Annotated in this window: 11 protein-coding genes and 2 pseudogenes; 6 read left to right on the top strand and 7 right to left on the bottom strand. The window is 59.5% G+C overall.

All coding sequences use genetic code 11. The annotated features are described in order from the left end of the window. Positions 1–233: 233 nt before the first annotated feature. Positions 234–686 carry an HAD domain-containing protein gene (locus AAG689_RS15830; RefSeq protein WP_406622831.1) on the bottom strand — a complete coding sequence of 151 codons (453 nt, stop codon included), beginning with the start codon at positions 684–686 and terminating at the stop codon, positions 234–236. A 114-nt stretch (positions 687–800) separates the two neighbouring features. Here AAG689_RS15830 and AAG689_RS15835 point away from each other — a divergent pair, with 114 nt between their 5' ends. Further along, on the top strand, positions 801–1,103 hold the full coding sequence (locus AAG689_RS15835; protein WP_406622832.1) for a helix-turn-helix domain-containing protein: 303 nt from the start codon (positions 801–803) through the stop codon (positions 1,101–1,103). Here the strand turns inward: AAG689_RS15835 and AAG689_RS15840 are convergent. Continuing rightward, positions 1,100–1,489, bottom strand: coding sequence for a hypothetical protein (locus AAG689_RS15840; protein ID WP_406622833.1), 390 nt, complete (start codon positions 1,487–1,489; stop codon positions 1,100–1,102). The two genes, AAG689_RS15835 and AAG689_RS15840, sit on opposite strands and share 4 nt — an antisense overlap. Before the next feature lie 158 nt (positions 1,490–1,647). On the opposite strand from AAG689_RS15840, the gene AAG689_RS15845 reads away from it, so the two are divergent. Beyond that, entirely contained in the window at positions 1,648–2,154 is a 507-nt protein-coding gene (locus AAG689_RS15845) for a helix-turn-helix domain-containing protein (protein ID WP_406622834.1), read from the top strand. 109 nt (positions 2,155–2,263) lie between these two features. Here the strand turns inward: AAG689_RS15845 and AAG689_RS15850 are convergent, their stop codons facing one another. Continuing rightward, positions 2,264–3,133, bottom strand: a complete 870-nt coding sequence (locus AAG689_RS15850) for a hypothetical protein (protein WP_406622835.1) — start codon at positions 3,131–3,133, stop codon at positions 2,264–2,266. 16 nt (positions 3,134–3,149) lie between these two features. Then, complete coding sequence (locus AAG689_RS15855) at positions 3,150–4,055, bottom strand: hypothetical protein (RefSeq protein ID WP_406622836.1); 906 nt, start codon at positions 4,053–4,055, stop codon at positions 3,150–3,152. Between the two features lie 401 nt (positions 4,056–4,456). Here AAG689_RS15855 and AAG689_RS15860 point away from each other — a divergent pair, with 401 nt between their 5' ends. Continuing rightward, the gene (locus tag AAG689_RS15860; protein ID WP_406622837.1) at positions 4,457–7,444 is read left to right on the top strand and encodes a TrlF family AAA-like ATPase; all 2,988 of its coding nucleotides are present in this window, start codon (positions 4,457–4,459) and stop codon (positions 7,442–7,444) included. Between the two features lie 144 nt (positions 7,445–7,588). Here AAG689_RS15860 and AAG689_RS15865 read toward each other — a convergent pair whose 3' ends face one another. Further along, on the bottom strand, positions 7,589–8,446 hold the full coding sequence (locus tag AAG689_RS15865) for a hypothetical protein (RefSeq protein WP_406622838.1): 858 nt from the start codon (positions 8,444–8,446) through the stop codon (positions 7,589–7,591). 634 nt (positions 8,447–9,080) lie between these two features. Continuing rightward, complete coding sequence (locus tag AAG689_RS15870; RefSeq protein WP_406622839.1) at positions 9,081–9,209, bottom strand: DUF4113 domain-containing protein; 129 nt, start codon at positions 9,207–9,209, stop codon at positions 9,081–9,083. 173 nt (positions 9,210–9,382) lie between these two features. Here AAG689_RS15870 and AAG689_RS15875 point away from each other — a divergent pair. Both AAG689_RS15875 and AAG689_RS15880 read left to right on the top strand, forming a co-directional pair. Continuing rightward, a pseudogene (locus tag AAG689_RS15875) lies at positions 9,383–9,535 on the top strand (HAD domain-containing protein); the annotation flags it as partial. 78 nt (positions 9,536–9,613) lie between these two features. Beyond that, the gene (locus AAG689_RS15880; RefSeq protein WP_406626350.1) at positions 9,614–11,923 is read left to right on the top strand and encodes a P-loop NTPase fold protein; all 2,310 of its coding nucleotides are present in this window, start codon (positions 9,614–9,616) and stop codon (positions 11,921–11,923) included. A 111-nt stretch (positions 11,924–12,034) separates the two neighbouring features. On the opposite strand, the pseudogene AAG689_RS15885 reads toward AAG689_RS15880, so the two are convergent. Beyond that, positions 12,035–12,925 (bottom strand): annotated as a pseudogene (locus tag AAG689_RS15885) (ComEC/Rec2 family competence protein); the annotation flags it as partial. Positions 12,926–13,038: 113 nt separating this feature from the next. Here AAG689_RS15885 and AAG689_RS15890 point away from each other — a divergent pair. Continuing rightward, the gene (locus AAG689_RS15890; protein WP_020226972.1) at positions 13,039–13,497 is read left to right on the top strand and encodes a RidA family protein; all 459 of its coding nucleotides are present in this window, start codon (positions 13,039–13,041) and stop codon (positions 13,495–13,497) included. Positions 13,498–13,596: the final 99 nt, after the last annotated feature.

Below are 13,596 nucleotides of genomic sequence, written 5' to 3' on the forward strand. Positions count from 1 at the left end.
AGCAGGTGCTGCGCAGGGTGCGGAATCCAGGCACTATTGAACACTCAATCCACTTCGACCTAAACACCCAATCCGGTTCAACCTGGAGATCGTGATTTTTTCGCAGGAGATGCCCACAGGGAAGGACTTGGAAGACTTCCTGCGTTCTGCCGTGGCACCCAATGACGAGGCCCCAGCCTCGATTCCCGCCCCATTCCTTTTTGGTGAGCCACAGCAAGCGGGTTGAAGGGGCCTCAAAGAAGTTGTTGGAGACGTGTTACTAACTGCGCCCCATTGGCGCCGGTAAGTCCTGTGGCGCCATCTACCAAGAGCAGTGAGCGGCAGAAGGGACGGTAATGCCAAGATCGGTCATCGACAGCCAGCCAGGGTAGATGTGGAACTCCATTGGCCCATCGCCACGCATGGCACTCTGCCTCCCTGGGGTAGCTGACCAAGGTATCCGGCACCTGTTTCAGATCGCTGAATGTCGGCGTGGCACCAGCGATTCTGACAGCGATGTCCCGAGAAAACCTTTGCCGCAAGGCCTCTAAGGGTTGTTCCAGGCGCCATGTGCTGGTGATGACGACTTGGCATTCGTGCACCCGCCGCAACGCGTCCTCCAGAATCGGCAGGTAGCAGAAGTGCTTCGACTCATGGCAATGCTCGGGGTGCAGGACCCCATCAAAATCAAGAAACAGGATGGGCATGCGCTGGCCTCATGAACAGAATTCCAACAGAGGCGGCCTTTTCTACGACACTTGCCTGTCAATGGGACTAGTTGGTCGTGGTCTTTTTAGTCTCATTGGGCGGAAATCGGGTGAATGTCCTCCCGAAAGCGTGTTCCACCCCAAGCCGACTTTGGTCGGGCGCTGCAGCAACTGCGCGCTGCTCGGGGATTGGTTCAGGAAGACATGCTGCTGGCCACCAGCCGCCGCCACATCAGTCGCATTGAACAGGGTCATCAGGTACCCAGTATCCGCACCATTGAAATGCTGGCCGAGCAGATGCAAATTCATCCATTGACGCTGGTCGCTGCCGCATACTGCCCGGGTCTGGATGCCGCCTCGGTCAGCGAACTTCTCAAGACCATCAAAACCGACCTCAAGGGAATAGTGTCGGGTTAGGCGTGGCAAGCCGAATCGGCTTGCTCCCTGGCGTGTTGAACCAGCATTTGAAGACCCTGTATCAGCCCGGTGCCAATGGGAGTGGCGTCTTGGCGCTGCAACATACGATTGACGATCTCCCGATCAACAGCCGTGTTGAGCAGGCACAGTGCCTCCTGGAGTGTCTCCATGCCGACCTCCAAACTGTCGCCCGAGCGTTTTGCGCCCGCCTTGGACAGAAGTAGCAGGGCAAGGGGCAAGGCTGCACGAGCCGGGTCATCGCCCCCATTCCAGCCAGCACCAGACAGCAGATCTCTGAACTGGTCAGACACCAGCAACAATTGCTTGTCACCCAGCGCATCCGGCAAGATCGCTTCCCATCCCCTCGACATGATCAGGCTCATCATGTCCTGTGCTCCAAATTTTCCGAGAGTCGCTTTTTCCAAACGCAGCATCATTCTTCATCCAGTTAATATGAGACCAATTGGTCCCGTTCTAGGCCGTGGCGTGCGAAGATAGCGGAGCAGGAATACCATTTCTGTGTTCTAAGCACGCACTCCTCTGAATGGAAACAATCCGGTTGCCTCAATGTGCTGGAGGAGACAACCAGCCTGTTGCCTCATACCTTTTCATCTTGAAAAACCGCCTGAATCTCACTCGCTTGGCCGAACTTGACAGACAGTTTTGCGATTTCGCGAAGCTGCAGCCAACTGCCACGCCCAGGTGCGGTTGGACAAAGACGGTCCGATTGGCGCTAGGCATGAGTTCCAAGGCGCTGGGAGAACGTTTGGGCATGACGGCCCAGGGGGCCCGCAAACTGGAGCAGGCCGAGGCGAACGGGAACATTACGCTGAACACCCTTGCGCGCCTGGCCCATGGACTGGATTGCGAAGTGCGCTACGTGTTTGTTCCGCGAACCAGCTTGGTGGAACAGGTGCTCAGGCGCACCCATGAAGTTGCCGGATATCCAATGCCGCCAGTGTTTGCTGCGACCGATGCTCTGACGGAGGCGCAAAGGCTGCAAGCACTGTCCGTCGTACTTGCCCAAGTGAACAAGCGAGGGCTCTGGTGAGCCTGAGCCTGTATACGGGTAAGTTTGAACCTAGCACGTGCGTGATGCGACAGCTAACAACTGTGAGGGCTGTTTGAATCGTCCCGGAACCGGGGCGATTCACTGCGGCTCAAGAGCCGCCTGGGAGCCGGACTCTGCAGGCGTGATTGCCGTCAGGGTGTGGCCCCACATAGAGCAGAGCTACGTACCGCTCATCTTTATGGTCAACGAATGTGTAGTAAACGCGGGCAGCAGCCTCTCTGGTTGTTTTGTCGCCCTGTTTTAGGTGCGTCTGACTCACGCACTCATTTACCGTAGCGTCGCCGTCGAGAATGCTCACAGAGAATATTGAGCCACCACTTTGAGCATGTTGCAGACCCCGGTCGCTGCAATGAGCGTCGAAGCGACCGTGCAGGCCATTGAGGACAGCGTCCGTCAGAGCGGTGACGGCCTTACGAATAAAATCGTGGCGATGCGGTGCGGCCATGTCGCAGCTATCAAGCGCACCGTCAGCTATTAGCAATACACCACTTTCACGTGCTAGTTGTCGGATGAAGTCGGAGGGCGCCTCGCTTTGAGCGGGCACTAGCGAGCTTAGATGTTGCTGTAGTCGCTTTGCCAAGGCGACATGGAAGTCATGGTCTGGTCGTTTCCTTCGTGACAACTTTGGCCAGCTCGCATCAATGGCTGGGTCAGGAAAATCGACCTTCGCGCCCATGGTGCTAAGCACGTCGAGCTCATCGAGACACTCCTGGGGAACGCTGGCATAGGGGAGCACCACGATATGACTTCCCGCATAGTCGGCTGCGCCCTGTCCCGATGCGTCAAGGTATCGGCGGATCGCGGGTAAGCAATGCTCGGGTCTAGGGAGCAGAATGAGCGTGCCTTCCTTTCCAGGTAGTGCGTACACCCTATCAACTAACAACCCGGCGCCTTTTGCAAAGGAATCGACGAGTTGGCTCGCCCCCTTCGGAAGACCGATAACAAGGATGTGGGGCACTTGAGGCCTCTAGACCTTAGCTTTTTCCTTTAACCAGTAGTGTGCTTAGGAGGATCGGCACGACGACACGGGAGATCTCTTCATCGGACAGCATGTCGAGTAGGCGTACTGCGCGCTCGCGCGGATCCTGTATCCCGCCGCTCCCCACATGATCGTTTCGAAATGGCTTTTCCGTACCCGCCATGACTAGGCTCGAATCTCTCTCTGATGGCGTGCGTAGGCTCAACCGCTCGTGAGGCACGCCATGTGTATCAGCCCAGGCGTGAATGGCTAACAAGATGTGCCTGATACGCTGCTGACGCCATTGACTACCTAACTCGCCCAGCGCTCCTGTGAAGGCCGCGTTGATGCCGCTAGAGTAAGTCTTCGTCAATATGCTTTCGATTACTTTTCGGCGCTCTTCAGGGATAGTGTGCTGATCGGTAAACTGCTGCATCCACGACACTTGGGTTTCCGCAGTGATAGGGGCAATTTCTATAAAGGCTTCAGGCGAACCCAGTACTTCTCGCGAATGAGGGGAGTCTTCGCCGCGCAGGTAATGGCGGACCTGAAATGAGTGCCGGCCCCAAAAGCGCAAGCGTGCGGGGTCGGGGTTGGTGAAGGCCTGCCAGACGTCATTTCGAATTGAATGGCTTGTGCCAACTGCGAAAGGTGCTGTCGGGATCGAATGGTCTTTTGCCCCCACGGGGGTGACCATGACATCAGAGCCAACGGTGCTCGGCTCAACCAAAAAAAGGCCCTGTGTACCGCGCTCGAGAAAATCGCGGAAACCTTTGAAGCCGAATTTACGCTCGTCGAAAGCGGGTTCATCCTTAGCCTGTAAGGCGGCAGTCAGGCGTTGCTTCAGTCGAGCCGCGAATTGCGGTGATTGGGCCGCTAAGATTTCTGAGAGCGCCTGCAGTACAGGAGAAGGAACTTGCATCATTGAACCCTCGAAAATGAAAAGGCCCGCATTAGCGGGCCTTGGAATATTAACGTTAAATACTTTGAGTTTCTTACTAATGCAACGTCGTCCAACGGAGTAACTCAGAACATCCGAAAGCTCACTGGCGATGCATCAGCGCCCGATGTTTACCAAGCATCGTGTGTAAATATACTGCGATGTGGTGCGCTCAAGCTACAGCGTGTGTTTCCACAATCCGTGCTTGCAGTGTATCAGTTCTTGACGGACCGGGCAATAGGCTTCCTCGTGCCCAGCCATGACACCCAAAGTGGCTCAGCTGGGTGCTTCAGTAGCCAGCCGTTTGTGATTCAATTTGTCAGAGATGCGCTGTTGTTGATGCCGCGTGACAAGAGCAACCACTGGCAATAGGAGGGGTAGCAATGCTTGGAAAGTCTGACCCACAGGGTGCCAAATGGCACCGCTGGGATCCCCATCTTCACGCGCCTGGAACGATCCTCAACAACCAGTACTGCGGCGAGGATGTGTGGGAACAGTTTCTTGCGAAGCTCGAAGGCTCCACGCCCCGCATTCGTGCCATAGGCATCACGGACTACTACAGCGTCGATACGTATGTTGCGGTTCGAAAGCACAAGCAGACGGGACGGCTGCCGGATGTAGACCTGGTCTTTGCCAACGTCGAGATGCGGTACGGGATCGGCACCAGCAAGGGTTCGCCGATCAACGTCCATCTGCTGGTTTCTCCGGAAGATCCAGATCACGTGGACCAGATCCGGCGTTTCTTACGCGCGCTCACCTTCGAAGCCTATGGTGAAACCTTCCGCTGTGACGCTTCGGACCTGATCCGACTGGGACAAGCCCACGACGCAACACTGATCGACGAGCGGGCCGCATTGGCTGTTGGCGCCAACCATTTCAAGGTCAACCCGGATCAACTGCGAGCGGAATGGAAGCGAAGTGCATGGGTGCAGGAGAACGTACTGGTTGCCGTGGCTGCGGGCAGCACCGATGGCTCATCTGGGCTGCAGAGCGACGCTTCGCAGGCAATCCTGCGCAAGGAGATAGAGCGCTTCGCGCACATCATCTTTTCGTCGCAACCTAAGCAGCGCGAGTTCTGGCTGGGGAGAGGCGCTGCGTCCATCGACAAACTTGCTTCCGATTGGAACGGCTGCAAACCCTGTCTGCACGGCAGTGATGCCCATGCACCGGAGCAGGTCGGAGAGCCGAAACTGGATCGGTATTGCTGGATCAAGGGGGACGTCAGTTTTGATTCGGTGCGGCAGGCATGTCTGGAGCCCGACGCCCGCGCATTCATCGGCGCTTCACCGCCACGCGGAGCGCTGCCCTCGCATGTCATCGCCTCGATAGCCCTCACAGATGCGCACTGGATGAGAGCGCCTTCGGTGCAGCTCAACCCGGGGCTGGTGGGGATCATCGGCGCCAGGGGGTCGGGAAAGACTGCGTTGGCAGACCTGATCGCTGCGGCAGGCCTCGCGCTCTCCGGGGACTTGGACGAGCGGTCGTTTGTTCGGCGCGCGCACCGGCACCTCCGTGGCAACACTGCCAGATTGATGTGGGAGGACGGTACATCGACCGAAGCCGACCTGGGCAACCTGGAGAATGTGGGATTGTTTGAGTCGCCGCGCGTGCAGTATCTGTCCCAGCAGTTCGTGGATCGGCTTTGTTCCGCCGAGGGAATGACCGATGAACTGCTCGCTGAGATTGAGCGGATCATTTACATGGCCCATCCGAGCGAAGACCGGATGGGCACGACGACGTTTCGGGAGTTGCTCGATCTCAACGCAGCGCACGGCCGCTCAATGCGACAAAGCCATGAAGAGATATTGGTGGAAGCCACTACGCAATTGAACCTTGAGCGTGGCCGCCGGGCGGCATTGCCTCAGTTGCAGCGTCAGCGCGCGGACAAGGCGGCAGGCCTGTCGAAGGACCGTAAGGATCGGGAGAGCCTAATCGGTAAGGGAAGCGAAGAACGCGCCAAGCAGTTCGATGTCGTGTCCAACGCGGCGGAGGCCGTACGTTCGCTCATTGAGCAGGCGCGTCGGCGTCGGCAGGCCCTGAGCTCACTGCGCGACGAAGTGGCCGACATACGGGCCAACAAAGCGCCGTTGCGGCTGCGTCAGCTTCAGCAGGCCCATGCGGATGCTGGTCTAACGACCGAAGCCTGGAGGGCGTTTCTGATGGACTTCTCTGGCGATGTCGATGGCATCCTGACAGCGGCCATCAAGGCGGTAGATGATCAGATCGCGGCCATGGTCGGTATTCCCTTCAAGGAAGCGGAATCAGTGCCTGCGACACCACCCTCGACCTCCTCTCTTTTGCCTGAGGGGGCGGACTTGAGCCAGCAGACCTTGGGTCTTCTGGAGCGGGAAGCGGCTCGGCTTCGAGCATTGATCAATGTCGATGAACAGGCGACTAGGGCGTTCAAGCGCCTGTCTGAGAAGATCTCACGAGACGACGCTGCACTGGCGAAACTCGACCGGGAGATCGCCACGGCCAGTCAGGCGGAGGCTCGGATCAAGGAACTGATCGAAGAGCGGCGCACAAGCTACGCTGCTGTTTTCGATGGCATCTTGGAAGAGGAGAAAGAGCTTTCTGCGCTCTATGAACCGCTGAAGCAACGCCTCGCGGCTGAGGATGGTGCCTTGGGAAAGCTGGCCTTCTCGATCCGGCGATCCGTTGATCTGGAGGCCTGGGCGCAGCGCGGTGAGGAACTGCTGGATCTACGCAAGGCCGGCCCCTTCAAAGGGCGCGGCGCATTGTTGGCGGCCGCACAAGCCGAACTGCTGGCGGCATGGGAGACCGGAACCAGCGCCGAGGTAGCGGAAGCGATGGCGGATTTCCGTGCCGCCCACGAAGCGCAACTGGTAGACCATGCGCCCGTGGAGCGCTCAGATGCCGAGGCTTTTCGCGAATGGGGTGGACGCGTTTCCGCTTGGCTCTACGGCACCGACCACATAAGGATCACGTACGGCGTGCAGTACGAAGGCGTAGACATCGAGCAGCTGTCGCCCGGTACGCGCGGGATCGTGTTGCTGCTGCTGTATTTGGCGATCGATCAGGAGGACGATCGGCCACTGATCGTGGATCAGCCGGAAGAAAACCTTGATCCAAAGTCCATCTTCGATGAACTGGTGGACCGGTTCCGCAAGACTCGCCTTCGCCGTCAGATCATTATCGTGACGCACAACGCGAATCTCATCGTCAACACGGACGCTGATCAGGTAATCGTAGCCAAGTGCGGGCCGCATCGACCGGGACAGTTGCCGGAGATCAGCTATCAGAGCGGCGGGCTAGAGAACCCTGTTATCCGGCGCCAAGTTTGCGAGATCCTGGAGGGCGGCGAAGCGGCTTTCAAGGAGCGAGCGCGACGCTTGAGGGTGCGGATGTAGTGCCAGCTTTCAGCGCCAAGTTGCGCTGGAGGCGCGCTTTCGCGGCAGTTGGTCGATGGACCGACCGTAGGATTGCTGGCTTTGATTGATCATCCGGCTTTTCAGAGCATGAAGGTCCGCAATCGCTGCATGTCGGGCAACTGATCAGACGTCAGGCGCACTGTAGGCGGCAGCAACATCCGGCGGCCCTGACCGCGTATCCATGCGCCCGGCTTTCTCCCTCTCCGCTTCGAGCCGCAGCAGTGCAGAGAATCTTTGATCGTAAACCGCGCGCTGCACGCGCATGTATCTGAAGTCAGCGACGAGAAGTTTGAAGAACTCCTCCTCTGTCGCGCAGAAGTGCAGGTACTTGTAGAGGTCCGTCTCGGCCACGTGACAGATGACCTTCGTGGCGCGCTCGGCCAGCGGCAGGATCTCGGACGCGTATTTGGCAAGGTCGTCCCGAATAGCTTCATGGGTCACGATCACGAAAATGGCATTTTTACCGTGCTGGCGCACTGACGCCCGAAACTTGCGGTCAGCCTTGAGTGCAATCGTGAACGGGCCAGGGTCTCCAACATAGTCGATGCACTTGCCGGTCTGCTCCACCGCCTTGGCAACGTGGTGCACGATGGTGGTTCTAAGGCGACCTATGTCCCTCTTCGCTGTTGCGTCCGTATTCGGACTCGACTTGAACTGGAAGTAAAAGTTCGCGATGTCACCAACGACCAATGTGTCGCACAACTCCTCCATGTTGGGCAGCTTCAGCGGGTTCAGAAATACCTTCCCTCCCCCGAACTTCTCCGCCAGTTCTTCCGCCAGATCAGGCTCCTGACGATCACCGGGGTTGGTGTAGCCGAGTTCAGCGTGGCGTGCTTCCTCGCCATAAAAGGACTCGCGGATGCCAGCATGAAGCATCACTAGGTCCTCTCGTATGAGCACCTCAATGAAGCTCAGGGTGAAGGCCCGCCTGTCCTCGCGCTCACCCCCGCGAAAGAACCAGGCGCTCGCTTGGTCGATCACGTCATGACTCGTAGTCCGTGCCATGTCCCCAGGTGCCAGCTGCAGCTTCTGCGAGAACCTCGCAAGCTTCGCTCGGTCAGGGGCTACAGCGATGTACGAAAGCCATGGCCGGTTCTTCTCGTCAAGCAGAAACAGCTCGATGCGCGGAGCGCTCAGCACGGCAAGGAGCGTTCTGGCCTCTGGGTTCTCGTACAACGGCGTCCATAGAAGGAGCGGCGAGTTTGTGCCATCCGGGAACGCCGTGAGCAGGCAGTAGGTCGAAAGCCCCCGCACACGACCGGCGCGAAATAGAGCTTTAGCCCGCCGCTGCTCTTACAGACCAGCAGAGCCCTTGCGGAAGCCTTGATCGCCAGGATGGACGCGTCGCTGGTTTGGAATGCTAGGAGCCCTGACGGGATCTGGGAGACCTGAGCATAGATTTCTGGATGCTTTAGGTGCAGCAAAGCGGACTCGGAAAGTTAGGCCGTCGCGTAAGCAGGTCGGGTCGGGGACGCAGAAAATACATCGCCGCTCAGTGGGAGGCGCATATCATCCGCCTCAGCAGAATGCTCATTCCACTATGGATGGCTTTCAGCTTGGCGGCGATCCTGTTTGCTCGGCAATGATAGCGGTTGGGCTTGTATCGATTGGAATCTCAGGCTCCCGCGATAGACACATCTTCCCCCCGCGTCGTGTACTGCGGCGTACGCCTCTCCTGCCTCATCTCCCAATCCCAGCACTTGGCGCTTCCACTCGTGGCATCGGCGTGAGATCCTCCAGACAAGGGGCGCGACGTTCAGTACAACGTCCTCCACCCGGTCTCATACTGATGCCGACCCTTCCTCGCTGCCCTGGGAATAGCCTAAAAAGCGAGAGCCCTTTTGCTATTCGGCAAGACTGAACCAGCTCCGCCGCCATTCGTGATCAATGGATTAAGTAGTCATGTAGCCAGACCGAGTGTTCAAGTGGACCAGGATACGCAGCAGGGCGCCCGACTGCGAGGTGGTGATCACCAGCACATGGCGTCTGCGGCTTCCGGTCGATGACCTGAGAGCCCATTTCTCCCAGGATGTGGCGCATCGGGTGATTGGTGCAACACCAAAGTTCTGTGAATTGGAAAACGTCCCCAACTCTCTACTGGGCTATCTACGACACTCTCCGATAATTAATGTAGCGGAGGAGAGTGAAATGTTCAGATTCTTCAAGAAGAAGGCAGCGCAACAGTCAAGGGTGGAAGCTCTACTTGCCGCTCCGCCAGTCGCCGACCCGCCCCCGGCAGGCGGGGACAATGCCAAGGATCAATATATTGCCGACAAGCCGATCGCAAGTAAAAGCGAAGATAGGTTTAATCGCGCTCCGTTCGCAACGCGCATAGCGGAGACGCTCGCCACTCGTTCCGACCCTTCCAGCATTGTTATAGGCCTGTACGGACCTTGGGGAGACGGCAAGACATCCGTCCTTGAGATGATGCAGGAAGAGCTGACGACCCATGACGCAATCATCGTCGTGCGCTTCAATCCTTGGCACTTTCAAACTGAAGACTTACTCCTGCGAGGGTTCTTCGCTACCCTAGCGGATGCGATGGGACGGTCACTTCCCAACATGAAAGAGAAAGCGGGAAGTCTGCTTCAGAAGTATGGCAGCGTGCTTTCTCTGGCATCACTCTCGATTGGTGGTGTCGTTCAAGTTAGCCCGGGCGAAGCAGCAAAGGGGCTGGGTGACGCGATGTCAAATGTAGGTCTCGATGAACTTCGCTCCCGCATTGAGGGCATGCTTGATGAGGCGCAGAAGCGCCTCATCATTCTGATCGATGACATTGACAGATTGGATCGTGATGAAACACACGCTGTCTTTAAGCTGGTCAAGTTGTCTGCCAGCTTCCGGCATACCGCATACGTTCTAGCATTCGACGATGCAGTCGTCTCGGCAGCGCTGGGTGAACGATATGGCGCTGGAGGCTCCGCCGCTGGACGCGCCTTTCTAGAGAAGATTGTCCAGGTGCCACTTCATTTGCCGCCAGTTGATGAAAACAGCCTCCGCCATCTTGCGTTAGAGGGGGTAGACAACGCTGTAAATCACGCCGGCATCACGCTCACCCAGCCACAAGTTGATGCGTTTGTACGGCATTTCGATGACGCGCTCTTGCCTCGCATTGAAACTCCGCGTCGGGCCAAGCTCTTGTCCAACGCTCTCCTCTTTGCATTGCCAATACTTCGAGGCGAAGTTAACCCGTCCGAACTGATGCTGATTGAGGGGATTCGCGTCATCTATCCCGAACTCTACGCAGCGATACGAGACAATTCAGTTCTTTTTCTCCATGGCGAGCGTGAAGCACGGCGCAATCAACTGCAGGATGCCGTTAGCCGCATCGACTCTCTCATCCAGCAAGCGACGCCCACGCTCTCGGATGAAGAGCGCGCAGTCGCTAGGTCCCGACTACTCGAACCACTGTTCCCGCGTATCGGGGGCATGGAGTACGGTGGTGAGTGGGACTCGATCTGGGCAAGAGAGCAAAAGGTTTGTTCTACGCAGTATTTCAAACGCTACTTCACCTACAGCGTGCCAGTCGGTGATGTGCCTGACTCTCATGTAGCGGCGCTATGTGAGGGCGCGGCACAGGCGTCACCTGCGGAAAGGCGGGCTCTTCTCGAAGCGTTTGCGGCTCGTCAGGGGCTTCCGAGGGTGGTTGCGCGACTACGCCAGCGCGAAGACACCATAACGGTCGAACAAGCGAAGGCACTCATAGCGACCTTTGCTGCGAATGGCGACTTGCTTCCTCGTGAGCGAGGAATGATGGTCATAGCTGACACGCGCGCCAAGGCGGGTATGCTGATCGCGGGTCTCCTGCGTCAAATTCCATCGCCAGAGGATAGGCAAGCCGAGGCAGAGCGTGCGATCCGAATGGCGACGCCAGTTGGGTTTGCGATGGAATGCATTCGTTGGATTCGGAACTATGAAGACACACCGCCTGAGCGGCGAGTCCTTGCCGATGAAGGGGAAGCACCACTCAGGGAAATTCTCACAGCGCGCATCGAAGAAGCCAATACAGAAGCACCCTTGTACAGCTCGCATCCAAAGGATGCCCCACATCTCTACTGGGCTTGGGCGCATGGAACCTCGCAAGAACATGTGCGCGAGCAGCTCGTTACAACATTCGACGCGCATCCTGAAGAGATCGACTCACTCCTCGCCTCTTATGTGGGGGAGGCCTGGGGAATGGAAAGCGGCCTTCCCAGGCCAGCAGACTTCCGACGAGAACAGTACAACTCCGTGACACACCTCCTGCCCGGCGAGTACATTGCAGCGAATTTGCGACAGCGCTACGGGCCTGAGCTTGATACGCCGCAAGAGTATCCACTCGAGACTATGCCGCAGTCGCGCCGTGTCGCGCATCAGTTCATGAGGGTTCATCTCCACGTGTTGCAGCATCTTCCAGAAGCAGACCAAGCTGTCGCCGAAGGAGATGGCTTGGAGAAGGATGAGTCCTCAGAGACATAGCACCTTACGCGCCTCATGATTAGCTTCAGACGCTACACGCTGACTAGGTCTAGGCTGTCAACCGCAGCTTGCCCGGACGCTTACCAAAAACCACTAGTAACACCCTGAACGCACCATAAAGCCGGAGATACTCATCAGGTGGGCCACGCCGGTGGCGCGGAACACGTCCCAGTCGGCACGCTCGATGGCACGCTGGTCCCCCGTGACCAGCGCGGCGACCACGCCCGCCGCGCGCCGGCGCGCGGCATCGTCCGCCGGCGCCGCGAGGTGGCGCACGATGGCATCGCGCACCTGCTGGCGCCATTGCTCGACGGGGTGATGCCAGGTGGCCGCCAGGCGCTCGGGCGGGCCGTGCAGCGCGTCCAGGCGCGCACCCGTGCGCACATAGCCCGTGGCCTGCACGCCCTGCTCCCACAGCCACAGTTCGTAGTCGAAGCCGTGAGGGTTGCGCGCGCCGTGCGGCGCCTTCAGGCGCACGACCAGGCGCCAGCGCTCGCCCGCGCGCACGGGCGGCGGCGGGGCCTGGGCATCACCGTCCAGGCTGCCGGCGTACCACGTGAGGTCGATCAGCTCAGGCAGACGCACGGGCGCGCCACCCTGCTGCACGTCCTGCGCGGCTTCCACGGCCAGCCGCAGGCGCAGCCCGGTCTCGCGCGGCTGCGGCATGGCGGCGACCACGCCCGTCACGCGCACGTCGCGCCCTTCCCACGCAGGGTCGAGCGCCCCGGCCAGGAACGCCCCGGCGCGCAGGCCGCAAACGCTGCCCATCAGCAGGGCGCCCGCGAGGACGACGCAGGCGGTGCGTGCGCGCGCCGCGCGCCGGCTGGCGCGCGCGGGTGCGCACGCCAGAGCGCCGGATGCCAGCAGCGCCAGGGCCAGCCCCGCCGCGTAGGCCTGCCAGTGCCAAAGCGCAGGCTGCTGCAACTGCAGCGCCGTGCCCAACAGGCCGCCGCACAGCCACGCTGGCAGGCGCCAGGCCGGACGCGCACAGCGGTCATCCATGACGAAGGCCCGGCGCATCTATGTGAAACTCGCGGGCACCGGCGCCGCCCGCCGCGCGCCGGCCGCCTGCCTGGGCCCCATAGCGCCCGCCGTCCGTTTTCAAGGGAATCTCCATGAGCGTTTACGACAAGCTGAAAGAACTCGACATCACCCTGCCTCCCGTGGCCGTGCCCGCCGCAGCCTACGTGCCCTACGTGCAGTCTGGCAAGCTGGTATTCCTGAGCGGCCACATCGCGCGCAAGGACGGCAAGCCCTGGGCCGCGCAGTTCGGCAAGAACATCACCACCGAGGAAGGCCAGGCCGCGGCGCGCGCCGTGGCCATCGACCTGCTGGGCACGCTGCACGCCGCGACGGACGGCAACCTGAACCGCGTCAAGCGCATCGTGAAGGTGATGAGCCTGGTCAATTCCACCGGCGACTACACAGAGCAGCACCTGGTGACCAACGGCGCCAGCGAGCTGTTCGGCCAGGTGTTCGGCGACAAGGGCAAGCACGCGCGCAGCGCCTTCGGCGTGGCGCAGATCCCGCTGGGCGCATGCGTGGAGATCGAGCTGATCGCGGAGCTGGAGTGACACCCCCTGAGCGGCTGCGCCGCTCCCTCTCTCTGCGCGCTGCGCGCTCCGGGAGGGGGACGCCGCCCGTGCGGCGAGGCGGCCCTTGCACGGCGGCCC

Origin of the sequence: Acidovorax sp. SDU_ACID1, assembly GCF_045291395.1 — a bacterium.
In the GTDB taxonomy this organism is placed as follows: domain Bacteria; phylum Pseudomonadota; class Gammaproteobacteria; order Burkholderiales; family Burkholderiaceae_C; genus MR-S7.

Bases quoted from the DNA above. Each gene is read 5' to 3' on its own strand.
- AAG689_RS15830 (WP_406622831.1), bottom strand. From the start codon at position 686: ATGCCCATCCTGTTTCTTGATTTTGATGGGGTCCTGCACCCCGAGCAT.
- AAG689_RS15860 (WP_406622837.1), top strand. From the start codon at position 4,457: ATGCTTGGAAAGTCTGACCCACAGGGTGCCAAATGGCACCGCTGGGAT.
- AAG689_RS15840 (WP_406622833.1), bottom strand. From the start codon at position 1,489: ATGATGAGCCTGATCATGTCGAGGGGATGGGAAGCGATCTTGCCGGAT.
- AAG689_RS15835 (WP_406622832.1), top strand. From the start codon at position 801: ATGTCCTCCCGAAAGCGTGTTCCACCCCAAGCCGACTTTGGTCGGGCG.
- AAG689_RS15880 (WP_406626350.1), top strand. From the start codon at position 9,614: ATGTTCAGATTCTTCAAGAAGAAGGCAGCGCAACAGTCAAGGGTGGAA.
- AAG689_RS15890 (WP_020226972.1), top strand. From the start codon at position 13,039: ATGAGCGTTTACGACAAGCTGAAAGAACTCGACATCACCCTGCCTCCC.
- AAG689_RS15845 (WP_406622834.1), top strand. From the start codon at position 1,648: ATGGAAACAATCCGGTTGCCTCAATGTGCTGGAGGAGACAACCAGCCT.
- AAG689_RS15855 (WP_406622836.1), bottom strand. From the start codon at position 4,055: ATGCAAGTTCCTTCTCCTGTACTGCAGGCGCTCTCAGAAATCTTAGCG.